The organism is Mesorhizobium sp. M0563 (assembly GCF_040321065.1).
Lineage (GTDB): Bacteria > Pseudomonadota > Alphaproteobacteria > Rhizobiales > Rhizobiaceae > Mesorhizobium.
Genome location: NZ_JAMYQV010000003.1, coordinates 357,936 through 379,487, shown reverse-complemented (window position 1 = coordinate 379,487; position 21,552 = coordinate 357,936). Strand labels below are relative to the sequence as shown.

Genomic DNA, 21,552 nt, shown 5'->3' with positions numbered 1-21,552 from the left:
ATCAGATAGCACATTCCACTGCTTGAAGGTGAAGTCGATCATGCTTCGAAATTGACTTGCGCAGGCTTTCCGATGATAGGGTCCGGCGATGCGAATTGCCTTCTACGCGCCGCTGAAGTCGCCCAATCATCCCGTTGCCTCCGGCGACCGCCAGATGGCACGGATGCTGGTCAAGGCGCTGGAGCATGGAGGGCATAGCGTCGAACTAGCATCCGAATTACGCTTCTATCTACGCGAACCGGATTCGAAAAGTTTCGACGCGCTCAAGATCGAGGCCCGGGAGGAAGCCGCGCGGCTGGCAAGGCTTTGGGATCGTGACGGCAAGCCCGGTCTGTGGTTCACCTATCATCCCTATTACAAGGCGCCCGACCTGATCGGGCCCGAGCTGGCGTTGGCCTTTGGTGTCCCCTATGTGACAGCGGAAGCCTCCTATTCGAGGCGGCGCAACACCGGTTTGTGGGCCGATACGCAAGCGTTGGTGGCGCGAGCCGTCGAACAGGCAGCGCTGAACATCTGCTTCACGCAAAGGGATCGTCAGGGACTGGCAGATGCGATTCCCGACGCCGCTTTCGGCATGCTTTCGCCCTTCATCGACACATCGGTATTCCGGGAAACGCCGGCACGGAGTTGTCCGACGCGCCTCGTTACCGTCGCCATGATGCGCCCGGGCGACAAAGTCGAAAGCTATCGCATGCTGGCGCAAGCGCTCGGTCCGATCGGCCATCTGCCCTGGACCATGTCGGTCGTCGGGGATGGGCCTGCCCGTGACGAGGTCAAAGCGCAATTCGCCGGCTTGCCCGCCGACCGTATCGAATGGCTTGGCGCGATTGAGCCAGCCGCCGTGCCGGATGTCCTCTACAGTGGGGGAATTTACGTCTGGCCGGGTTGCGGCGAGGCCTATGGCGTTGCCTATCTTGAAGCACAGGCCGCCGGCCTTCCGGTGGTGGCTCAGGACATCGCCGGCGTGCCGGAGGTCGTGCGGGATGGCCAGACCGGGTTTCTCACCCCGCCGGGCGATGTTGCGGCGTTCGCTTCTGCCATTGAAAGGCTTCTGGCCCGTAACGACGAAAGAACCATCATGGCCGCGGAAGCCAGACGTTTCATCCTCGAAGAACGTTCCCTCGGTGCTGCAGTGGCGCGGCTGGCCGAACTCCTTGCGAAGATCCCGGTTTCATGACACCCGATCAGATCTGGCAGCCCTTGGTGGAAGAACTGGCGTGCCGGCAACGGGCAGACCGCAAGGCAGAGTTCTGGCTGCGCGACGATGACGCCGTGGGTCCGACGCCTGCGCTTGATCGGCTGCTCGACCTCACCGGTGAATTCGCGGTTCCGGTGACTCTGGCCGTCATTCCGGCCCTGACTGATGAGAAGCTTGCCGTCCGGCTTGACGAGGCGCCGCATGCCACGGTCGCCATCCATGGCTGGGCGCACCGAAATCATGCGCCCGAGGACCAGAAAAAGCAGGAGCTCGGCGCGCATCGGCCACGCGAGGCGGTGCTCAATGATCTGGCTCGCGGGCTGTCGCACGTAACCGGCCTGCACGGCGCACGTACCGTTCCGATGCTGGTGCCACCCTGGAACAGGATTGACGCCGGCTTGGTATCCGACCTTGGATCGATAGGATTTGCGGCATTGTCGGTCTATGGGCCGCCGAGGCGCGCTTCACTGGCGGTCATCAACAGCAATGTCGACATCATGGATTGGCATGGCACGCGCGGCTGCCGCGATCACGGCCTATTGGTTCAAGCTATCATCGCGCAATTGCAGCATGCATTCGATGGCGGCGAACCGGTCGGTCTGCTCACCCACCATCTCGTACATGATGAATCGGCCTGGCTTTTCCTCGAACGGCTGTTCACCGTCACCGCACGGACTGAAGCCTGCGCATGGCTTCCGATCAGGACATTGATCGAGCGCAGCGCCGGTAGAGCAATTCCAGGAAAAGTGTGAACGGTTTTCCGTCCGGAATTGCGTCAAAACAAAGAGATAGAGCGCTTCGCCGTTTCTGTGAAACGGTGAAGCGCTCTAGAGGAAAATAGCTCAGCGCTTTTTGCGCAATGAGACTGGAAGTTTGAGCGTCTGGCCATCCCGCGCGGCAAAAGCGCCGGTAAACCTGTCCTTGGCCAGTTTCTCGATCTTGTCCAGTTCCTTGTCGGTGCGTGTCGGATCGTGGTGAAACAGCGCAAGCCCCCGCGCACCGGCCGCCTCACAGAGCTTGACGCCCTGTTGCCATGTCGAGTGCCCGTAACCGCGGCGGCGTTCCATTTCCTCCTCGGTGTAGGTGCAATCGTAAATGACGAGGTCGGCATCTTCGATCAGGCCGAGCACCGTCTGATCGAGTTTGTCCGGCTCGTGCTCAGTGTCTGTGATCACCGCCACGACGCGGCCGCCCCATTCGACCCGGTAGCCTATGCAGCCGCCCGGATGGATAAGACTGCCGGTTCGGACCACCACCCCTTCGCGCGGGCGAAGCACGTCTCCGGATACGAAATCGCGATAGTCGAGGCTTGCCTTGCTGATCTCCAGTTTCACCGGAAACCACGGCGGCCGCATGAACTCATCGACCATCTGCCGGGTCGTCATGTGTCCTGCAAGATGCCCGGACCAAAGCGTAACCTTGGCGCCCCGGTCATAGATCGGCGCAAAAGACGGCAGCCCGATGATGTGATCGTAATGGCAATGGGTGAAAAGCAGGTCGAAATCGGTAACGCCCAACGCCTGAAGCGCCGCGCCGGCAGGCCGTAGGCCAGAGCCTGCGTCGAACAGAAGCGTATGCTTACCGCATCGCATCTCGACGCAGATTGAGTTGCCGCCATAGCGAGAGAATTCTGGCCCTGATACCGAAATGCTGCCGCGGACACCCCAAAACCTGACCAGGAAAACGTTGTCGTCCATGCTACCCCTTCGCCCATCATATCCAAACAACTGCTGCTAGGCGAGACAGGCTTTCTCCGGGTGATCTTCTCAGCGAGAGGACAGTGCCGTCACGACGGCGAGGATCGAGCGCACGTCCTTCGTTTATTTGGCGCTTCGTGCGTCGATCAGATCCGCGGTCGTATGGCTTAGGCGATCGGCAAGAACCCGCAATATCTCGATGGTCATTTCCGGGAACTCCCTCATAAGCCTCAGGAAATGATCCTTGCGGATTCTCAGGACTTCCAGCGGACTTGCCGCTCTGACGGTGGCAGTGCGGGAGCTGTTGCACAATATGGCGATCTCGCCAACGATCGAATTTGGCTCCAGTTCGGCAACTTTTATCGGTCCGCTGTCGGAATCGACAAGAATATCCGCCCTGCCTGAAAGGATGACATAGGCGGCGTCTCCCTCGTCGCCCTGCCGGAAAAGGATCTGGCCGGCGCTGTAGCTCACACGATCGGATGTGAACGCAAGCAGCTTGAGCTTTGTCGGCTCGATGGCAGAGAACAAGGGAACGCGTTGCAGCATTCCAACTTCATCCTTGAGCAGCATTGTCGCAAACCTTCCCAAAATTCGCGTTTGCCAGACTAGAGCAACGGACGCCCAGATGGAATCAATTCTCTTTCCGGGATGGCGAGACGAACCACGCGAAAGGTGGCGAGCCCGATGTCGTGCACCGGCAGAATGATCCCATCTGAATGTCCGTTGCTCTATGACAGCAGTTCCTTGAAGATACCGTTCCCTGCCAAAAGTGTCTCGTGTGTTCCGTCTTCCGCCAATTGACCCGAGTCGAAGACGATAACGCGATCGAACATCATCGCCATTGCCGGATTCGTCACGACCCACACAATTGCCGGCGAATGGCCGTCGCGCCTGGCTTCCTCGAGCACGTTTCGCAGCACCTTATCCTGCATGCGCTGGTCGAGCGCCGAAAGCGGCCGGTTGAGAATGAGAAAATCGGGACGCTTGAGCAGGGCCCGGGCAACATCGAGCTTCTGTCGCTGTCCACCGGTCAGCCGCCTGCCGCCGGAGCCGACGTTGAAGTCCAGGCCGACATCCAGAAGTTCGGCATAAAGCCCCAGTTCGTCAAGAATGTCATAGACGATGGAGCGTATGCGGTCCGGCGCGTCGGGATGGTTGTTGCCCACACGCCCGAACAGGACGTTATCCATGACGGTGGCCGCGGCAATGTATTTGGCAGGATCATACCGTTCGACCGCATTTTGCAGTTCGGGCGGCAGGTTTTCATAGAACTGGCTGCGTGCAGCGACGATCTTGCTCATCAGCTCCTCGCTCAGCAGGCCGAAGCGGTGCCGGGGCTCGATGTAGGCAAAGCTCAAGGTGACGATCATGGCGCGATCGTTCTCCGAAACCGCCTCGTGAGGACGGTTCTTGAGCCGTTGCAGCAAGGTTTCGTAGGCGGGTATCTCCTCGGCGCTCATGAAGGCGAGCTGCTGGAAGAACTGGTGATCGGGCGGCAGGTCGGCAAACAGCTCGATCGCCTGTTTGGCGATCTCCAAGCCCATTTCGTAGAGCGTGCGGTCGAGGCCGGCTTGCCTCAGCACAGAAGCAAAATAGGGATTGGCCGCCAGGGCCCTGTCGGCCAGTTCGGGGCCGGCGGCAGCGCCGAAGAGCAGGTTTTGGCCGATCGTTGCTTCCTTGTTGTAGGCGCCCGGTTCGAAAGGAACCACCAGTCCGCTCAGCCCCTCTTGCTCCAGCCGGGTTCGCAGCGCCGCACGCAGTTCAACGATCCGCCTGGCAAGTTCCGTGTGACGCGTGAGGTCGGCCGAAGAGCGCAAGCCAAGATCCAGAATGTCGCGCGACAGAACAACCGCGTCGAGCACCCGGCGCACGGCTTCAAAGAGGTCGTGCGGGCCGGTAGCCCCGGCGGAAGCATAGTTGATCCAGTCGCTGTGGATATCGAGATCCGGATTGCCCGACCGGCGCGCCTCGTGGATATTCCAGCGGTGCTGGTCTGCCGCGGCACCGTCATAAGGCACCGATGTCAGCGGCGCATGCTTCAACCCGTAGAGCAGGTTGTCGCGGAGGCTTGCCTGGAACAGGAAAACATCCGACGAGGCATAGGACATGCGCCGGCCGGTCACTGCCTCGGGAAGTTCAAGCAGGTCGTCGGTGCCCGAAGCGACCCTTCCGCTGTCCGGCCAGTTCAGCCGCGCGAAGGCTTCTGCAAGCGCCTCCGCTCCACCTGTTGCGGTACTGACCAGCGCCACCGTCTCACCCGGCTTGACCTGGAGGGAGATACGGTTGAGGAGCATTGCACCGCCATCGTCTGCTATAGACAGATTGATCGCCGATAGGGGATTGGTCATCGGATCAGGATCGTCGATCGTCAATGCCCCGATTTTCGGCGCGATGAGACCCTCGACGGTGAACTGTTCAACGACCTGTTGATATTTGACCTGGACATCCTGCCGATCCTGATCCCAGTCGATCAGTTCCTTCATCGGTCCGGGCAGGTCCTTGTAGGCGCCGATCACGGCCACGAGCTGGCCGACGTCCAGCCTCCCCTGGATGACCAGATACCCGCCGATCATATAGAACAGAAAGGGCGTGAGCTGCGCGAGAAAATTGTTGAGGAACTTCACCATGAATTTCCATTGGTAAAGATCGAAGCGGATCTTGAAGATGAGCCCGAGCCGGGCAGCTATGTCGGCGCGCTCGTAGTTTGATGTATCGTGGACGTGAACCGCGCCGATGCCGTCGACGATTTCGCCAACCCGGCCCGAAAGCGCGCGCGCCGTCAACTGCCGTTGGCGCCCGAGCACGATCAGCCGCCGCCGCATTCGCGGGATGAGTACGATCTGGATCACCACGATCACGACCGCTATCATTCCGAGCCAGACGTTCTGGATCATGATGAATAGCATGGCCGTCAGCGCCTGGCCGCCGAGCAGTACCGGCTGCAGGAAGGCGTCGCCGATGAAGCCGCCCAGCGGCTCTACCTCGTCCTTCACCATGGTCGCCACTTCGGCGGATTTCACCCGCTTGAAGTAGACCGGCGGAAAACGCAGCACACGGTCCACCAGATCGAAGCGGATACGTCGCAGCATGCGTTCGCCGAGGCGGCCCTTGTAGGTGTTGATGTAGAATTTGAACAGGCCGTTGATGACGACTAGCAAGAGGAACACAAGGCTAAGGGCAAACAGGGTCTCCTTGCGGTCGAGCTGAAAACCGGAGAAGAACTGGACCTCTCCAATGAACGGCAGGTTATAGTGTAGCCTCATGAATGGCTGGGTCGCGCCCGGTTGCTCGAAGCCCCTACCTTGGATCGGGCCGTTGACGATCAGCTTCGGCAGGTCGAAGGACATGAAATACGGGACCATCGAAAGCACGACGATCATCAATATCCAGAGCTGCTGCTTCTTGGTGTGCGTCCAGATATAGCGGGCTAGGCTGGGTTCCATATGCGACTGCGGACCCTTCAGTTGAAAGGATGCAGGATGTAAACGCACCTGCTGGCGAATGGCGTATCGGCAATTTCTTCGTCGCCAACGACAAAGTCGAAGCTGCAGTGCACGGACATTGTCCTGCGCTCAACGATGCAAGGAACCTGCGAGGCGGCGCGAGCCAGTTCCGGCGCATGGTCGATGACAACGACATGGGCATTGTTGATCAGCGAAGAAGGCAGCTGGCCAGACGGTTCGCGGCTTCCGCAGGGCTTTGGCGAATAGCCGAGCAGCACGAGGCCGCAGCTGCGCGGCTGGTGCTGGCGGATGGACGCCGATGATCCGGACAGATGCAACAGGTTCTCTCCGGCACCGGGCAATAGCCAAGCGGCTTGCAGCATAATCACGTCCGCGGAATCAAACAGTCTTGCGGGAGGCAAGATTGCGTTGTGTCGCCCGAAATCCCAACATACAAGACAAATATGATGGATGTCACGCAACCACGCAATGCCGGTATGGACTGGCGCGAGCAAGCCTTGGACCTCACGCGGGGAATTGCTGCTTATGTCAACTGCCCTCTCGTGGCAGGGCTGGCGCGCGTCGTCACCAAGCATCCGAAGGCCGATATCGCCAACGCCTTCAACCACAAGCAGGTCGCCTGCAAGATGTGGGCGCTCGACAGGCTGTTCGAAAGCTGCGGCGGCCGGTTCGGGCGCATATGGGTTCTGGGTGGATGGTACGGCGTATTGCCGGCAATGCTTTTCAACGACGCCCGCTTCGACATCGCGGCGGTCGATAGCATCGACATCGATCCCGAAGTCGCGCCGGTCGCCCGGACCCTCAACCGGGAAGCCGGCGACCGGTTCCGGGCGCTAACGGCAGATATGTACGCACTCGACTATGCGGCCGTCCGGCCCGACCTGATAGTCAATACGAGCTGCGAACACATAGCCGATCTGCGCGCCTGGCTTGCTCTGCTTCCGCGGGGCACAAATGTACTGCTGCAATCGAACGATTATTTCAGCGAGCCGACGCACATCAACTGCGTGGCTTCACTTGCAACCTTCGAAGCAATGGCGGCGCTACGGGAGGTGCGGTTCTCCGGCGAACTGCCGACAAAAAATTATACGCGCTTCATGCTGATTGGAACTGTTTAATGTATTTCGCCCAAAAGTGCGTAGCGGTTTTCGGACAACGACATGCATAAAACAGGACTTGAAGCGCGTCGCACGAAACTCACCAGACGCGACGTGCGTTAGTCCTACTGAGTCAGTAACGCAGTAGGACTAGGATCTATCGTCTGTTTGATCATGAGCTTTTCCGAAACCGGGCTCCACTTTTAGGGACCATGTTCGATACCGCTCGTGCAGGATTTGCGCGGAGCGACGCGCGCCTTCCAGATCGAGACGATGCGCGGATGGCGTCGGTCTCACAAGCGCCTGTTCGATCGCTTGCGCCAAACCTTCAGGCGTTAGGTCCTTTTCCATCAGCACCGTTGCAAGACCGAGTTCTTCGAGCATCAGGGCGCGAACCGTCTGTTCGGTTTCCCCGCCGGCTGCAAATGGAACGAGCAGGGAGCGACAACCCGCGCGCAGGACATCGCAGACCGTGTTGTAACCCGCCTGCGAGACTGACAGGCGGGCGCCTGTCAGCAGGCTGGCGAAATCCTCGCGGAACCGGAAGATGGACAGGCCCGGCGTGGCATCGCGTGCGATCGCGTCAAATTCGTCTTTCGGCAGGTTTGGGCCGGTGATCAAACACCATTTCCGAGCGTTGTTGGCATTCCGCGCCGCTGCGATCGTGGAGCTGACAAGGCTCTTTCCGGCAGCCCCGCCGCCAACCGACACCAGAACGTCGAAGCGCTCGGAGGCCGCGGGTGAGGGCGGCGCGGCAACGAGCCCTGTGTAGGTGACCTCGGCCCTGATCGTCCCAGCCAGCGGAAATGTCTTGTCGATGGTTGCGAAAGCCGGATCGCCGTGGACCATAACAAGGTCGAAATGCCTGTTGATGAGATCGACCGTTTCCTCGTTTCGGCCCGGCTTGACGCGCTCCTGAAGGATGTCACGGACGGACGTCGCCAGCAGCGGTCTGGGCGACGTCGCGTCGATGGCCTCGATCAGCGGCAAGAGTTCGAAACGCATCTGTCGGCGTCCAAATGGAAACGCCTCGAGAATGACGATATCAGGCCTGCAATCCCGGAATGCCTGCAGCAGCATCTCTGAACGCCATTTCTTGAAATCATCGTCGATCGGGTTGCCCTCCAGGTCGACAAGTCCGGAAAATCCTTCATCACCGGAGGTGACAGGTGGCAGGATTACAGATTTTACACCGAGTCCCGGAAACCCGGCGATCGGCGCTCCGCCGGTCACGACGGTCACGTCAAACCCGTCATCGACCAGAGCCGCCGCAATGCGGCTGGCGCGCGCAAGATGGCCGATGCCGAGCAGGTGCTGGACATAGAAGAAAGCGCGCAGCCGCTTCATTCGGCGGCCCGCCACTCCCGCTCGAACAGTTCCTTGAGCTGTCCAATGCTTGCCATATGATCGAAATTGCCGCGCACGCGCCGCTCTGCGGCGTCGCCGAGGCGGGCGCGCAGTACGGGATCACGGATCAGGCGCTCCAGCGCCTGTGCCAGGGCAATTGGGTTTTCCGTCGGAACCAGCAGCCCGGTTTCATCCGGCGATAAAAGCTCCGGCACGCCGGAAATATCGGTCGACACGCAGGCAAGCCGCTGGCTGGCCGCCTCCACCAGAACATTCGGCAGACCGTCACGATCGCCATTTGCGGTGATCCTGCAGGCCAGGGCGAAGATGTCGGCGCGGCGGTAGTGCTCAAGCACTTCCTCCTGCGCAAGCGCGCCTTTCCAAGAGACGCGACCATCCAGTCCGAGCTTTTGCGCCAGCGCCTTGAACCGCTCCAGTTCCTCGCCGCCGCCGATATGCTCGAAACGCCACGCCAAATCACCGGGCAACAGGGCAAGGGCCTGCAGCAACGTATCGTAACCTTTCTTTTCAACGGCGCGCCCGACACTCAGAACGACAACCGGTTCGTCCGGCGCCGAGCCGTCATGCTGCTTTCGCGCCTCGCCGAAACTGCCGAAGCGATCAAGGTCGAGCCCATGATAGCTCAGATGTATAGACGAGTTGCCGTTAGCGAGTTTTTTCAGACGGTCGAAGCCGGTTTTCGTGCAGGTGACCGTCCAGCGCGCCGAGGAAAGCTTGCCGGCCAGATCCCAGTCCGCCGAAGTCCAGATGTCCTTGGCATGGGCCGAGCAGGTCCAGGGCAGGCCACGAAGCTGGCTGGCATAGCGCGTCACCGATGCCGGTGTGTGCGCGAAATGTGCATGCAGCCAGCCCGCGTCTTCCGGCCATTCGGCCGCCAGCACGAGCGCTTGCCCGAAGCGGCGCGCGCGATTGCGCGTAAAGTCGTGGGGGAGATCGGCAGCCAGCGATCCGAGCGTGCGCCAGAAGCACGGCCGCAGCAGATAGGCAAACAGCGAGCGAAGCACGCGCAGCGGCTCTTCATGCAGATATTCCGGCAGATAATGGACCGGCGCTTTGATCTCGTCATGCACGGGGTGGCGTTTTTCGTCGGTCGGCCGCCTGAGCGCGACGAGTATCAGGTCGAACCCTGCACGCTCCAGACCGAGCAATTCCTGCGCGATGAAGGTTTCGGACAGCCGCGGATAGCCCTTCAGAACCACGACGATCTTGCGATGTTGCAACTCAGGTCATTCCTTCAATGACCGAAAGGTGATGGCCGGCCCGCCGGTCGAGCAGTTCCGCGACGATTTCGGAAATATGAGGCAGCCCTTCCAGCGTCAGATGCGGATTGCTCTGTGATGGGTGGGGCCGGTCCGGCAGCGCCACCAGTGCATCGGCAAACCGCTGGGAATCCTTGGCTTCCTCCGGCAAAAGCATCTCGATGAGGCCAAGTTCGGCTGCGCGCCGAGCGCGGATCAGTTGTTCCTGGCGGGGCTCGACGCGCGGCACGATCAGCGCCGGCTTGTCGAAAGACAGTATCTCGCAATAGGTGTTGTAACCGCCCATCGCCACTACCGCCTTGGCGCCGGCAATCAGGTCTTCCATGCGGTTGTCGAACTCGATGATCTTGATGTAGGGGATCTTGGACCCCTTCTTGAGCAGCTTGTTGCGCTTGCGCGCCGGCATGTAAGGCCCAAGCACGATCAGGGCCCTATGCTGCAATTGCGGATCCTGCTGATAGGCATCGATGACGTCGTGGATCAGTTCGGCGCCGTCACCGCCGCCACCGGTGGTAACGAGGATATAGTCGCCCTCGGGCCGGTGGCCGGGCAACTCGTTCCGCTGCAGGCTCCGTTGCAGGAAACCGACGAACCTCATCTTTGCCCTGACAGCCGGCGGCACATCCAAGCCGGTCAACGGATCGTAGAAATCCGGCGGGCCATAGGCCCAGACCTTGTCGTAGAACAGGCCTATCTTGCGCATCACATCCCTGCGTGCCCACTCTGCTTCGAGCAGATGCGGCGCATCCATTACCTCGCGCAGGCCAAGCACGAGAGTGGTGCCCCGCGTCTTGAGGTAGGACAGCGTGTCCTCGATCTCACCGCGCAGGCCGAGCGGTTCCTTGTCGACGATGAAGATATCCGGCCGGAAGGTCTCAGCTGTATGGCGGATGATCGACTGGCGCATCCTTAGCGTCTCATGCAGATCGATGTCCTTTTCCAGCGAGGTGTATTCGCCGTTGCGCAGCTTGATGACGCTGGGGATCTTCACGAAGTCGACACGGGCGCGGTAGTCGAAGGCGCCAGCGATAGTCGCACCCGAAATGATAAGCACCTGAAGTCCGCGGAAATCCTCGACCAGCGAATGCGCGATAGTCCGGCAGCGCTGCAAATGGCCGAGCCCGAACGTGTCGTGGCTGTACATGAGAATTCGAGCGTTTTCTGCGTGCTGGGTCATTGTTGAACGTCTCTTAGAATTCTCGCTTTGAGGACCGTGAGCGACCCGCCGGCTTCGAAACCATCCTGGTTTTGAAACATGAGGCCGCGATTTTCAATTTGTATTACTTCTGTGGAATGCCTGTCAGATAACTTTCTGATTGCCTGAGTCCGAAACTAGATGGATTGGCGAATATCGCCTCGGCGGGAGCGGGTCGAGACTCCCTGTTGTTGTTTTGGGATGGATCGAAGGGGAAAGCGGTGTCCAAAAGATCGGCAGAAGTCATCGCTCTTGATTCCAATAAGGCCTCTCCGAACTTGATTGGTTTCCGAGCGGTGAAAGCGAATTCCGCTATCCTGCGCATATAGTCAATTGCTTGATCGGTATACGAAAGGACAGGGTCACCGGGCGTCGCACGGCGCATGTTGTTGTAGAACTCATTTCGCGCGCCATTGCTCTCGGTCTTGGGGGACCAAAAGTGCTGCCCATCAATCTCTTGACGGGCGGTCTGATTATGATTCACCGACCAGAACTGAGCCATCTATCGCCCAAGCTAGCCGGAATTTCGGCAGGAATCGAGTGGACGCCAGCGCTCACAACACACCGCCTGCGGCAGAGTGTGTGCAACACCGGTTACTTGTCGATCGCTATGGCCTCTGGCTAATGCCTTAGCTGGGGCGGTGACGGTCCTTTTTGAGACGACCTGAGCGCGTCGCCGAACGTCGCGAGGTGCGAAAATCACTCGATTGGTCCCGATAGTTGGCGAAACCTCAATGAGTTTGATGATTGGCCTCGTAGGTTCACAGAGGGCGGCGACGATCTCGTCGGGGTTCTCTTCCGCCTAGTTGAAGATCCAGGCTGCCGACCGGGAGATCGACGACTTCATCACCGTCGCACGCTCGCGCCTAGCGTGACGAGAAGCTCGTCCAGTTGCTCGAACGTCTCGCCCATCGCATCCGCCGCCCCGGTGCCGGCAGCGTCGAGAGCTTCCTTTGAGGGATAGAGCTCGTGCATGACCAGCAGCGTCTTGCCACCTTTTTCCTCGAAGGTCACCGTGGTGATGGGTCCACCGTCACCACCTTCGTCATTGGTCCAGACGAGGCGCGAGTGCGGTGTCACTTCGATATACCTACCGAAGAACTCGTCAGGGTTTGAGGCATCGTGGCCGAATACCAAACGGTACCTGCCCCCGACACGAACATCCATCTCGCAGGAACGCAGGAACATGCCCATCGACTTCGGTGCCCACCACCGCATGAACAGCTCGGGCTTGGTCCAAGCCTCGAACATGGTGCGTGCCGGCGCGTCAAAGGTTCGCGTAACGACCAGCTCCCGGTCGGACTTCCGTTCCACCATCGTGCGGTTCTGCATGGGGGTGGGCTCACTAGCTCTTGTTTCGTCCATCGACTTTCTCCTTCCGTTTCAATTCCTCGACAACCTTGTCCAACTCGTTGAAGCGTGCGTCCCAGAGCTGGCGGTGCCTCTCGATCCATGCCGCCTCTTCCTCCAGTGCGCGTAGGCCAAGCTTGCAGGTCCGCACGCGCCCAACCTTCTCCGTGGTGACGAGCCCCGCCTTCTCCAAGATGCCGACGTGCTTCTTCATGCCCGTGAGGGTCATGTGGAACTTTTCGGCAAGGTCCGTGATCGAGGCGTCTGCTCGTCCGAGTTGCTCCAAAACGCCGCGCCGGGTGGCGTCCGAGAGCGCGGCGAATGAGGCATCGAGGTGGGGCATTAAATACTGAACCATATGGTTCAGTATTTAACAGACGGGCTGGCGGCGTGCAAGCGGAGGCCGAGTGGGCTGCGTTGCCGGCCGCCCCTTCTGGAAATCGCAAGCGATTAGCGGATGTTCAAGTCGGAGCAGGGTCGGTGAGGAAGGGCATGATGTCCACGCCGTCTCCTGGGAAGACGGTGAAATGCGGGTGGTTCTCGAACAGGCGGGCGGCGGCATCGATGGTATCGGCCTCGACGACAATATAGCCGCAGAAAGGGTTCACGGCGTCGGCGATGCCGTCCCTGGTAACGCGCCTCGTCTTACCGACCATGCCGCCGCGATCGGGGAAAAATGCGGCATTTCTCTCCTCCCAGTCCGCCCACAGCTGTAAGCCGACGGCATCAATCGTATCCTGCTCGGGCTTAGGCAGGCTGCGAAAGCGGGCGAGGTCTTCGGGCTTCATGGTGTAGACGGCAAGAAAGCGGGGCATGCGGCGGTTTTTTCTTCGTGCTGGCAGAAGCATGCTAGCTTAGACTCCTGGTGGGCCCAAGTCACTGCGCATTACCACCCTTTGGCGCTCCGTATCTTTCAGTCCGAAATGATGACCCGAGGCTAAGGTTGGCCATCTATTTTGAACGCTGACCTGGGCGGGCGGAACTGCTCCACCACCAGATCAACACGCACATCAAGCGTCATCCTCGCTGTTAAGCGCAGGCCGAAAGTAGTGTCGACGCCACAAACTCGCGATTCTCTGATGTGCTCGCGATTCTCTAAAGAACAGAATCACCGAGCAGCAGGCGCGACCCGACCTCCACGATAGACCTGATAGCCGGCAGCAGCTCCTGCCCCAACGAGGTCAGCTCATATTCCACCGTCGGCGGCGAGGTCGCCATCACGTTGCGACCGAGGACGCCGCGCTCCTCGAGATCCCGCAGTCTGCTGGTCAGTACCTTCGCCGAAACGGCTGGGATATCGCGGCGGAGTTCCGAGAACCGACGCGGGCCTTCGCTCAGGGACCAGAGCACCTCGGGTGTCCAGCAGCCGCCAAGCAGCGCCATGCATCTCGACATGGGGCAGCCGGGGGGAGCCTTCACCTTCTTTCGCGCCTTGAGAACCATCGCACACCCTTCTCGAGGAGTTTCCAGTTGGTTACCGGAAAATGGCGGTAACCGCAAGATACGTGGTTTCCAATGGTAACGATGGCCGCTATTCGAAGGCTCTCCAATCACACAACCACGAAATGGACTGAACGATGTATGCAATAACTGGAGCAACGGGACAGCTTGGCCGTCTCGTGATCGAGGCACTGCTGAAGACCATTCCCGCCGACCGGATCGTCGCGGCGGTTCGCAATCCGGCAAAGGCCAGCGATCTGGCGGAGCTCGGTGTGATCGTAAGGGAGGCGGACTACGACCGTCCCGACACGCTCGCCCCGGCCTTCGCCGGCGTCCAGAAACTGCTACTGATTTCGTCGACCGAGGTCAGCGGCCGCCTGCCGCAGCATCGGGCGGTGATCGAGGCAACCCAACGCGCCGGAGTTTCGCTGATCGCTTACACCAGCATGCTGCATGCCGACACGTCTTCCGCAACGCTCGCAATCGAGCACCGGCAGACGGAGGAGGTCATCGCGGACTCGGGCGTTCCCGCCGTCATCCTGCGCAATGGCTGGTACACCGAGAACCATCTGCTGGCGCTTCCGGCGGCTCTGGAGCACGGCGCCTTCGTCGGCGCCGCGAAAGACGGGCGTTTCTCGTCCGCAGCGCGGCGGGACTATGCCGAGGCCGCAGCCGTGGTGCTGACGACCGACGACCATGCGGGAAAGACGTACGAGCTCGCCGCAGACCAAGCCTTTACGCTCGCCGAGCTTGCGGCGGAGGTCTCGCGGCAGTCGGGCAAGGCTATCGCCTACAACGATTTTCCCAAGCCGCCTATCAGGATGTGTTGGCGGGGGCCGGGCTGCCGGCCGACCTCGCTGCGCTTCTGGCCGATACCGACGCCGCAGCCTCACGCGGAGCGTTGTTCGATGACGGAGGCGTCCTCGGGCGGCTGATCGGTCGTCCGACCACTTCGATGCAAAGCCTCGTCGCGGCCGCATTGCGCGGTTGAAGGCTGGGCTCAGCGACTTGAGGATGCGGTCTTTCTCGTAATGAGACCAATCAGCTTATCGATTTTCTCGGCCGGGTTCTCCTTTCGTCGCGCCGAGGCGGTTAAGCAGATTAAACGTGATCCTGCCGACATCGTTCATGGCGCCTGCGGCTGGCAGCGCGCCGCACCAGGCAACCGAGCTTGCCGAAAAGATCAAGCCGCCTGCTGCGAGCTTTCGCAGGGTCATTTCGGCGCAGCGGCGGGCGATGCGTTGCGTATCCCCGCCCTCGCACCAGCGCGTCGGATCCTGGAAGAAGCTGTCGGGAAATCCCGTCGCACGCGCGATCACGACGGTGTCCGCGGATGTGCCGAGGGCTGGATCCGTCGCATCCACTTCGTAGCCCGCGGCACCGCCCAGCACGATGCCGTCCGAACCGAAGGTCGCATTTTCAACGCCTTCGAACAGCCATGCGCATCCTGCTTCATGGCTTTCGTCAGTGCGCGTGAAGGGGCGTGCGCCTTCGAATCCCATCAGTGAGATCGCGCCACCGATCAGCGAGAATTCGCCGCGGCCACGGGAGCGGAGATAGCCGCCTGGTTCGTTGGTGATCGACAGCGCTTGTTCGGCGACCGGGCCGTCCCACGTGCGGCCGGCCTCCAGCGGCGAGCGCCGCAGCTCCATCAGATCGTCCTTGAAAGCCACAGTGGCGGCGAAGCCGTTTCCGCCGAGATAGGCGATGCTGCCGCCTTCGGCCACAAACTGCCGCAGCGCCTGCTCCATCTCGATCGACATATATTCGGGATGACTGCCGGTGACGACCGCTTGGTGTCCACGCAGACCGTCTATACCGCATTCGTGCAAATCATGATCGGTCATGACGTCAAACACGATTCCATTGTCGTGGCAGAATCGGAGGAAGTGCAGATCGACCGGCAAATTGTGTGGGCAGCCGCAGAGGGGATAATCGTAATCGTCCCTGAGCGTCACTTTCGGCTTTTTGTAGGAGCAGATAGAAACGCCGCTAAGGTCGGAGTGGTAGTCGTAAAGAGACTTCAGATTGTTGGCGACCGCGAAGCGATGTCCCCGGTCGTCGCTTTTCCATTCATAAAGATGATCTGGGAGATATTCGTCCGCATAAGCGAGATAGGTGGCCGTCGGCACGAGATACAACAGCGGCGACGAAACCTGTGATGAGGTGACGAAGAACACCACGCGTTCGTAGCTATCCTCCCATTCGATCTGGAACGCGTAGACGCCTGGGCGTGCGTTTTCAGGGATTGTCACGCAGTGCGATGCCGGCCACTCAAGCGGGCCGATGTCGTCGTCGTGGCAATGGATAGCGTCGTAGTGCGACGGCACGAAGCGAGGTTCGAAGCTCGATCCGTCCCAGCGTGCCGAAGTCATGCAGAAGGCTGGCTGATTGATCACATCGAGGAGCAGCGGATCTGCTCTGCCCGACGACAGGATCGGCTGCGTTGGTAACAGCGTCGGGAAATCCCAGGCAATGGTCCCCTGCGGTGTCTCGAGCCGGATCGCGGCAAATTTCGCGTTGAGGGTAGGTTCGTGGTGAGTAGCACTTGCGCCGAAATGGATGCCGTGCGCTTGAAGGTTCCGCGCAGGGCTGCCAAAACCTTCACGAAGTTCGTAAGGCGCGAGGAGATCATGCGATTTGATCCGCAGACGCGGCTGCTCCTGCCGCAGATCCAACTCGACAGTGAGCCACACACCAGTTGGCGCCTTCCTCTCGACAAAGGTTTCGCCGCCGATTTCCAGGGCAAATGCGCCGTCGCGGAGGCGCAGCCCGAGGGCGCCTGCTTCCAGGATCGTACGCGCACCTCCGTTGCGCGTGAGGAACAGCTCAAAACGAATGCCGTGGACGGCTTGTACTTTGGCCAGTTCGCCGGCTCGCACGAACAGGAACGACCCTTGGTCGAAATGCCGATGCCGTGGTTCACCCACCGCTTCGATGGACCAGGCCAGAAATTCCGGAGCCGGCTTGTCGAGTCGGCAAATTCGTGTGGCCTTTATCGGCCGATCGCATGACAGGCTGAGGTTGATCTGCTGGCCTGCTTTGGCACTCCAGGGGGTGGTATAACCAACCACGCTCATCGCGTCGTGGTCTACTGCGCGCTTCATCTATCCTCCCGATGAACTCCAGATGGGCTGCGGCGAACCGCGCAGACCGGTCCGATGCCGGCCAATACGCTGCCGCTCTGACAAGCAAAGTTCCGCATGGCGCACTACCGCCATGATGTACATGCTTGTATAGATAAGCTGCATTCGGATAGTCTCGACGCGATCGGTCCAAGCGCGACATTACCAAGGAGGATGACATGCGCAACGCATCTCTCTTCGACCTGTCAGGCAGGAAGGCGCTCGTAACCGGCGCAAGCCGTGGCATCGGGCGCAGCATCGCCGAGGCGCTCAGCGCAGCCGGCGCCGACGTCGCGATCACGGCGCGCAGCGTGGCCTCGCTCGAGGAGACGGTGGCCGCCATCCGCACTGCCGGCGGGGCCGCGCATGCCATCGCCCTGGACGTCACCGATGTCGACCAATGCCGGGCGGCGACAGCCGAGGCCGGCAGCCTGCTCGGAGGTCTCGATATTCTCGTCAACAATGCGGGTGTGGAAGAGGTCCGGCCCTCGCTCGATGTCGACGAGGCCTTGTGGGACAGGATTGTCGATACGAATCTCAAAGGCGCCTTCTTCTGCGCCCAAGCCGCCGCGCGGCAGATGAGAGACGCCGGACGGCCCGGCGTCATTATCAATCTCTGCTCGTTGACCTCCGAGGTCGGGATTCCCACGGCGGTGCCTTACGGCTCGTCGAAATCAGGCCTCCTCGGCATGACGCGGGCGCTTGCGGCGGAGTGGGCCGATCTCGGGATCCGGGTCAACGCCATCGCGCCTGGCTATTTCAGGACAGCGATGACAGACGTGTTCTACAGCAACGAGGCATGGCAGCAATCGATGCTCGCCAAGATTCCGCAGCGCCGTTTTGGTGATCTCTCGGACCTGCACGGAATCGCGGTGTTCCTCGCTTCGGATGCGGCAGCCTACATAACGGGCCAGTCCATTCCCGTGGATGGAGGCTTTCTCGCATCGATTTGAAGGCTTCAGGGACTGGAGACGTGTCCCAGAAGTGATCGACAAGCGCTAACCGTGATTGCGTACTAAGAAAAGGAGCCGCCATGTCTGACGTCAGCTTCCACCGCCTGTCATCCCTCAGTGTCGATCAGCGCGCCAATTTACTTAAACGCGCCGAAGGAGATCTGTCTTCCTTCATCGAAAAGGTCCGTCCAATCATCCAGGCCGTCAAGAATGAAGGTGACGCGGCCTTGCTCCGGTTTGCGCGCGAGCTCGACAAAGCCGATGTTGCCGACGGTGGACTGAAAGCTTCGGAAGCGGAGTTCGATGCGGCATTCGACAAGGTCGACAAGGATGTCGTGGAGAGTATCCGGTTTGGCATCGAGAACATAAGGCATTTCCACGAGGAGCAGCGCCCGGAGACGATGTGGCTCAAGGAAGTTCGGCCTGGCGCCTATGCGGGTGACCGATACACACCGATCGCTTCGGTTGCGCTTTATGTTCCGCGCGGCAAAGGCGCCTTCCCCTCGGTGACGATGATGACCTCGGTTCCGGCGGTGATTGCCGGGGTTCCGCAGATCGCGATCGTGACGCCTGCGACTTCGGATGGTTCCGTCGATGCCGCGACGCTGGTTGCCGCCCGCCTCGCCGGCGTGGAGACCGTGTACAAGTGCGGCGGCGCCCATGCGGTTGCCGCTGTCGCCTATGGAACCGAGACTGTGAAGCCCGCCGTCAAGATCGTCGGACCGGGGAGCCCGTGGGTAGTGGCGGCAAAGAGCGTGTTGTCCCCGATCGTCAACACGGGTCTCCCCGCCGGTCCGTCCGAAGCGATCATCTTTGCCGATGACAGCATCGACGGCGGCCTGGCCGCTCTTGACCTGTTGATCGAGGCCGAGCACGGGCCGGATTCGTCCGCCTATCTGGTGACGCACAGCCGCAAGGTCGCCGAAGCCGCGTTGATTGCGATACCGGAACACTGGTCCCGGATGACCGAACAGCGCGTGGAGTTCTCGCGCGCCGTGCTCACCGGAAAACGCGGCGGTATTGTGCTGACCGAATCGCTGGAGGACAGCTACCGCTTCATCAACGACTATGCGCCGGAGCATCTCGAGATTCTGTCAACGGAGCCATTTGCGCATCTCGGACGTATCACAGAAGCTGCCGAGATCCTCATGGGGCCGCATACCCCGGTGACCCTCGCCAACTTCGTCCTCGGGCCCAATGCGGTGCTGCCGACCAGCCGGTGGGCGCGAACCTTCGGACCGCTTTCTGTGACGGATTTCGTCAAGAGATCATCAGTCGGCTATGTGACCTCGGCCGCCTATCCGGAACTCGCACTGCATGCCCGCAGGCTCGCCCGTTACGAAGGGTTCAGCTCGCACGAGAACGCGGTTTCGGAGATCCGCGATCGCTATCTCGCCGGCTGAGCGGAAACGATGATGATGAGGGCGGCACGACTCCATGGACCCGGCGACTTGCGCGTCGAGAATATCGCCGCGCCAGGCGCTCCCGAGGTGGGCTGGGTGAAGCTGAGGGTCGATGCCGCAGGCATCTGCGGTTCCGATCTCCACAACTTCCGCACGGGCCAGTGGATAAGCCGGTCGCCTTCGACGGCAGGCCATGAACTGACAGGCACGGTGATCGCCATCGGCGAGGGCGTGGACACCGTCGCTGTTGGCGACCGAGTGGTCGCCGATTCCCGCTTCTGGTGCGGAGAGTGCGCGCAATGCCATGCAGGCAGGCGGCATCTTTGCACGTCGCTGGGCTTTGTTGGCGAAATATGCGACGGCGGATTTGCCGAACAAGCGGTCCTGCCCGCACGCCTGCTGCACGTCGTCGATACCGCGCTTGACGAACGGGTCGCGGCGATGGCCGAGCCGCTGGCTGTAGCGTTGCATGCAGTGCGGCGTCTGCCGAAAACGGTCGGCTCCGTTCTTGTCGTCGGCTGCGGCACCATTGGCGGTCTTGCCGCGCTGCTGCTCTCTCGAACCTTCGCAGGCACCGTGCTCGTCGCCGATCGCAACCCTGGCCGATGCGCCCGGGTGGCGCGGGTGACAGGCGCCAGCATCGTCGACTTGAACCGGGACGCCATTGCCGCGGCGACCGCCGATGCCCCCTTGCTCGCTGCCGTCGAAGCGACCGGCAGCATCGCAGCACTCAGCCAGCTGCTCGGCGTTCTCGATGCCGGCGGCACCGTTGCGATGGTCGGCATATTCCATAGGCGCCTCGATATCGATCCCAACATCCTGGTTGAACGCGAAATCACATTGCTGGGATGCCACGCCTTTGCAGATGAGCTTCCCGACGCCATCCGGATGCTCGGCGAATTGACCGAGCCCATGGTCGAACTGATCGACCGCGAGATCGGTCTGGATGATGTTCCCGCAGCCTATGAGCGGCTGTTGGCGGGGCAGGGCGATGGCTTGAAAACAATCATCCGGATGCGGTCTGCCGGGCGCGTGTGATTTCCGAACGTTGCCGGAAAGGATTTTTGAAATGATCACTTTGCCCGACACCGTCAGCCCTCTTTACGAGAAGGTCAAGGACTACATCCTGACGAACATCGGAACGGGGCGATGGAGCAAGGATCGGAAGCTGCCGTCCGAAAATGAATTCGTGGCGACACTCGGCGTGTCTCGGATGACGGTCCATCGTGCCTTGCGGGAGTTGACCTCTGCGGGTTTTCTGATCCGGCTCCAGGGCGTCGGCACATTCATCGCGCCACCTCGACCGCAATCCGCACTGATCGAAATCAACAACATCGCAGCGGAAATTGTCGCGCGGGGAAACAGGCATCGCTCCGCGGTTATCGTCCTCGAAGAGATCATGCCGACAAAGGAACTCGCGCTTTCGTTCGAGTTCGCAAAGCGCGTGTCGATCTATCATTCCATTGTCGTCAACTTCGAGAACGACCTGCCTGTGCAACTGGAAGAGCGCTTCGTCAACCCGGGCCTGATACCCGACTATGACAAGCAGGATTTTTCCAGGACAGCAACCTACGACTATCTCATGCAGAAAACCCCGGTGACGGAGGTCGAGCATATCATTTCGGCGACCCCTGCCGATGCCGAAACGGCGCGGCATCTGGGCATCGATGCCGGCAGCTGCTGCCTGCTTCTGCATCGCCGGACATGGACGGGCGCCGTCGTTGCCACGATCAGCAAGCTGACTTACGTTGGAAGCCGCTACTCGCTTGGCAGTCGGTATTCTCCGTCCAAAAAAACCTGATCGCAGTGAAGCGATTCAGAGAGGTCTGACTTGTATATGCATGTATGTATTTAGCCTTGACATCCGCTGTTGCTGACGTTGAAGTGTCGTCGCACTTCGGTTGAACTGACGCTAAGATGCCGAGGCACGGTGCCGCAAGAGCAGAAGCCCGCATTCTCACCAGGCCGGATGTTTGGTTCAAAAAAAGCGGCCTGATCAT

At 60.5% G+C, this 21,552-nt stretch carries 20 protein-coding genes and 1 pseudogene; 8 read left to right on the top strand and 13 right to left on the bottom strand.

The window, feature by feature from the left end; all coding sequences use genetic code 11:
* The first annotated feature begins 88 nt into the window (after nucleotides 1-88).
* Together NKI50_RS07240 and NKI50_RS07235 are read left to right on the top strand one after the other, a co-directional pair.
* Nucleotides 89-1,177: a glycosyltransferase family 4 protein gene (locus NKI50_RS07240; protein ID WP_352715988.1), complete on the top strand. Its 1,089-nt coding sequence runs from the start codon at nucleotides 89-91 to the stop codon at nucleotides 1,175-1,177.
* A complete protein-coding gene (locus NKI50_RS07235; RefSeq protein WP_023716530.1) occupies nucleotides 1,174-1,950 on the top strand; it encodes a polysaccharide deacetylase family protein in 777 nt (258 codons plus the stop codon). The genes NKI50_RS07240 and NKI50_RS07235 overlap by 4 nt, the downstream gene beginning before the upstream one ends.
* A 90-nt stretch (nucleotides 1,951-2,040) precedes the next feature.
* Here the strand turns inward: NKI50_RS07235 and NKI50_RS07230 are convergent, their stop codons facing one another.
* The 4 genes from NKI50_RS07230 to NKI50_RS07215 all read right to left on the bottom strand — a co-directional run bounded on the left by NKI50_RS07230 (nucleotide 2,041) and on the right by NKI50_RS07215 (nucleotide 6,823).
* Nucleotides 2,041-2,895 carry an MBL fold metallo-hydrolase gene (locus NKI50_RS07230; protein WP_352715985.1) on the bottom strand — a complete coding sequence of 285 codons (855 nt, stop codon included), beginning with the start codon at nucleotides 2,893-2,895 and terminating at the stop codon, nucleotides 2,041-2,043.
* Between the two features lie 123 nt (nucleotides 2,896-3,018).
* Nucleotides 3,019-3,468, bottom strand: a complete 450-nt coding sequence (locus NKI50_RS07225; protein WP_254023581.1) for a cyclic nucleotide-binding domain-containing protein — start codon at nucleotides 3,466-3,468, stop codon at nucleotides 3,019-3,021.
* A gap of 158 nt (nucleotides 3,469-3,626) precedes the next feature.
* Entirely contained in the window at nucleotides 3,627-6,341 is a 2,715-nt protein-coding gene (locus tag NKI50_RS07220; protein WP_352715982.1) for an ABC transporter transmembrane domain-containing protein, read from the bottom strand.
* A gap of 17 nt (nucleotides 6,342-6,358) precedes the next feature.
* On the bottom strand, nucleotides 6,359-6,823 hold the full coding sequence (locus tag NKI50_RS07215) for a hypothetical protein (protein ID WP_352715979.1): 465 nt from the start codon (nucleotides 6,821-6,823) through the stop codon (nucleotides 6,359-6,361).
* Here NKI50_RS07215 and NKI50_RS07210 point away from each other — a divergent pair.
* Nucleotides 6,809-7,480, top strand: a complete 672-nt coding sequence (locus NKI50_RS07210; protein ID WP_352716038.1) for a class I SAM-dependent methyltransferase — start codon at nucleotides 6,809-6,811, stop codon at nucleotides 7,478-7,480. The genes NKI50_RS07215 and NKI50_RS07210 overlap by 15 nt on opposite strands.
* Nucleotides 7,481-7,609: 129 nt before the next feature.
* On the opposite strand, the gene NKI50_RS07205 is transcribed toward NKI50_RS07210, so the two are convergent.
* From NKI50_RS07205 to NKI50_RS07170, 8 genes are all read right to left on the bottom strand, one after another.
* Nucleotides 7,610-8,806 carry a glycosyltransferase family protein gene (locus tag NKI50_RS07205; RefSeq protein ID WP_352482311.1) on the bottom strand — a complete coding sequence of 399 codons (1,197 nt, stop codon included), beginning with the start codon at nucleotides 8,804-8,806 and terminating at the stop codon, nucleotides 7,610-7,612.
* On the bottom strand, nucleotides 8,803-10,047 hold the full coding sequence (locus NKI50_RS07200; RefSeq protein WP_352482310.1) for a glycosyltransferase: 1,245 nt from the start codon (nucleotides 10,045-10,047) through the stop codon (nucleotides 8,803-8,805). Before NKI50_RS07200 ends, NKI50_RS07205 begins: the two co-directional genes overlap by 4 nt.
* Nucleotide 10,048: 1 nt before the next feature.
* A complete protein-coding gene (locus NKI50_RS07195; RefSeq protein WP_023716538.1) occupies nucleotides 10,049-11,263 on the bottom strand; it encodes a glycosyltransferase family protein in 1,215 nt (404 codons plus the stop codon).
* Between the two features lie 103 nt (nucleotides 11,264-11,366).
* Nucleotides 11,367-11,783 (bottom strand): hypothetical protein, encoded by a 417-nt coding sequence (locus NKI50_RS07190; protein ID WP_352493877.1) that lies wholly within the window; start codon nucleotides 11,781-11,783, stop codon nucleotides 11,367-11,369.
* 344 nt (nucleotides 11,784-12,127) lie between these two features.
* Nucleotides 12,128-12,646 carry an SRPBCC domain-containing protein gene (locus NKI50_RS07185; protein WP_352715975.1) on the bottom strand — a complete coding sequence of 173 codons (519 nt, stop codon included), beginning with the start codon at nucleotides 12,644-12,646 and terminating at the stop codon, nucleotides 12,128-12,130.
* Nucleotides 12,627-12,989, bottom strand: coding sequence for an ArsR/SmtB family transcription factor (locus NKI50_RS07180; RefSeq protein ID WP_352715972.1), 363 nt, complete (start codon nucleotides 12,987-12,989; stop codon nucleotides 12,627-12,629). Before NKI50_RS07180 ends, NKI50_RS07185 begins: the two co-directional genes overlap by 20 nt.
* Before the next feature lie 103 nt (nucleotides 12,990-13,092).
* A complete protein-coding gene (locus NKI50_RS07175) occupies nucleotides 13,093-13,446 on the bottom strand; it encodes a hypothetical protein (protein WP_023716542.1) in 354 nt (117 codons plus the stop codon).
* Between the two features lie 280 nt (nucleotides 13,447-13,726).
* Nucleotides 13,727-14,014, bottom strand: coding sequence for a winged helix-turn-helix transcriptional regulator (locus NKI50_RS07170; RefSeq protein ID WP_245278483.1), 288 nt, complete (start codon nucleotides 14,012-14,014; stop codon nucleotides 13,727-13,729).
* A gap of 194 nt (nucleotides 14,015-14,208) precedes the next feature.
* Here NKI50_RS07170 and NKI50_RS07165 point away from each other — a divergent pair.
* Nucleotides 14,209-15,062: pseudogene (locus NKI50_RS07165) on the top strand (SDR family oxidoreductase).
* A gap of 55 nt (nucleotides 15,063-15,117) precedes the next feature.
* On the opposite strand, the gene NKI50_RS07160 reads toward NKI50_RS07165, so the two are convergent.
* A complete protein-coding gene (locus NKI50_RS07160) occupies nucleotides 15,118-17,178 on the bottom strand; it encodes a N,N-dimethylformamidase beta subunit family domain-containing protein (protein WP_352493881.1) in 2,061 nt (686 codons plus the stop codon).
* 197 nt (nucleotides 17,179-17,375) lie between these two features.
* Here NKI50_RS07160 and NKI50_RS07155 point away from each other — a divergent pair, with 197 nt between their 5' ends.
* The 4 genes from NKI50_RS07155 to hutC all read left to right on the top strand — a co-directional run bounded on the left by NKI50_RS07155 (nucleotide 17,376) and on the right by hutC (nucleotide 21,353).
* On the top strand, nucleotides 17,376-18,149 hold the full coding sequence (locus NKI50_RS07155) for an SDR family NAD(P)-dependent oxidoreductase (RefSeq protein WP_023716546.1): 774 nt from the start codon (nucleotides 17,376-17,378) through the stop codon (nucleotides 18,147-18,149).
* An 80-nt stretch (nucleotides 18,150-18,229) separates the two neighbouring features.
* On the top strand, nucleotides 18,230-19,552 hold the full coding sequence (hisD, locus tag NKI50_RS07150; RefSeq protein WP_352482878.1) for a histidinol dehydrogenase: 1,323 nt from the start codon (nucleotides 18,230-18,232) through the stop codon (nucleotides 19,550-19,552).
* 15 nt (nucleotides 19,553-19,567) lie between these two features.
* The gene (locus NKI50_RS07145; protein WP_352716036.1) at nucleotides 19,568-20,590 is read left to right on the top strand and encodes a zinc-dependent alcohol dehydrogenase; all 1,023 of its coding nucleotides are present in this window, start codon (nucleotides 19,568-19,570) and stop codon (nucleotides 20,588-20,590) included.
* 31 nt (nucleotides 20,591-20,621) lie between these two features.
* Nucleotides 20,622-21,353, top strand: coding sequence for a histidine utilization transcriptional repressor HutC (gene hutC, locus NKI50_RS07140; protein WP_352715966.1), 732 nt, complete (start codon nucleotides 20,622-20,624; stop codon nucleotides 21,351-21,353).
* Nucleotides 21,354-21,552 lie beyond the last annotated feature (199 nt).

Bases quoted from the DNA above. Each gene is read 5' to 3' on its own strand.
- NKI50_RS07240 (WP_352715988.1), top strand. From the start codon at position 89: ATGCGAATTGCCTTCTACGCGCCGCTGAAGTCGCCCAATCATCCCGTT.
- NKI50_RS07235 (WP_023716530.1), top strand. From the start codon at position 1,174: ATGACACCCGATCAGATCTGGCAGCCCTTGGTGGAAGAACTGGCGTGC.
- NKI50_RS07230 (WP_352715985.1), bottom strand. From the start codon at position 2,895: ATGGACGACAACGTTTTCCTGGTCAGGTTTTGGGGTGTCCGCGGCAGC.
- NKI50_RS07225 (WP_254023581.1), bottom strand. From the start codon at position 3,468: ATGCTGCTCAAGGATGAAGTTGGAATGCTGCAACGCGTTCCCTTGTTC.
- NKI50_RS07220 (WP_352715982.1), bottom strand. From the start codon at position 6,341: ATGGAACCCAGCCTAGCCCGCTATATCTGGACGCACACCAAGAAGCAG.
- NKI50_RS07210 (WP_352716038.1), top strand. From the start codon at position 6,809: ATGGATGTCACGCAACCACGCAATGCCGGTATGGACTGGCGCGAGCAA.
- NKI50_RS07205 (WP_352482311.1), bottom strand. From the start codon at position 8,806: ATGAAGCGGCTGCGCGCTTTCTTCTATGTCCAGCACCTGCTCGGCATC.
- NKI50_RS07195 (WP_023716538.1), bottom strand. From the start codon at position 11,263: ATGACCCAGCACGCAGAAAACGCTCGAATTCTCATGTACAGCCACGAC.
- NKI50_RS07190 (WP_352493877.1), bottom strand. From the start codon at position 11,783: ATGGCTCAGTTCTGGTCGGTGAATCATAATCAGACCGCCCGTCAAGAG.
- NKI50_RS07185 (WP_352715975.1), bottom strand. From the start codon at position 12,646: ATGGACGAAACAAGAGCTAGTGAGCCCACCCCCATGCAGAACCGCACG.
- NKI50_RS07180 (WP_352715972.1), bottom strand. From the start codon at position 12,989: ATGGTTCAGTATTTAATGCCCCACCTCGATGCCTCATTCGCCGCGCTC.
- NKI50_RS07175 (WP_023716542.1), bottom strand. From the start codon at position 13,446: ATGCCCCGCTTTCTTGCCGTCTACACCATGAAGCCCGAAGACCTCGCC.
- NKI50_RS07170 (WP_245278483.1), bottom strand. From the start codon at position 14,014: ATGGCGCTGCTTGGCGGCTGCTGGACACCCGAGGTGCTCTGGTCCCTG.
- NKI50_RS07160 (WP_352493881.1), bottom strand. From the start codon at position 17,178: ATGAAGCGCGCAGTAGACCACGACGCGATGAGCGTGGTTGGTTATACC.
- NKI50_RS07155 (WP_023716546.1), top strand. From the start codon at position 17,376: ATGCGCAACGCATCTCTCTTCGACCTGTCAGGCAGGAAGGCGCTCGTA.
- hisD (WP_352482878.1), top strand. From the start codon at position 18,230: ATGTCTGACGTCAGCTTCCACCGCCTGTCATCCCTCAGTGTCGATCAG.
- NKI50_RS07145 (WP_352716036.1), top strand. From the start codon at position 19,568: ATGAGGGCGGCACGACTCCATGGACCCGGCGACTTGCGCGTCGAGAAT.
- hutC (WP_352715966.1), top strand. From the start codon at position 20,622: ATGATCACTTTGCCCGACACCGTCAGCCCTCTTTACGAGAAGGTCAAG.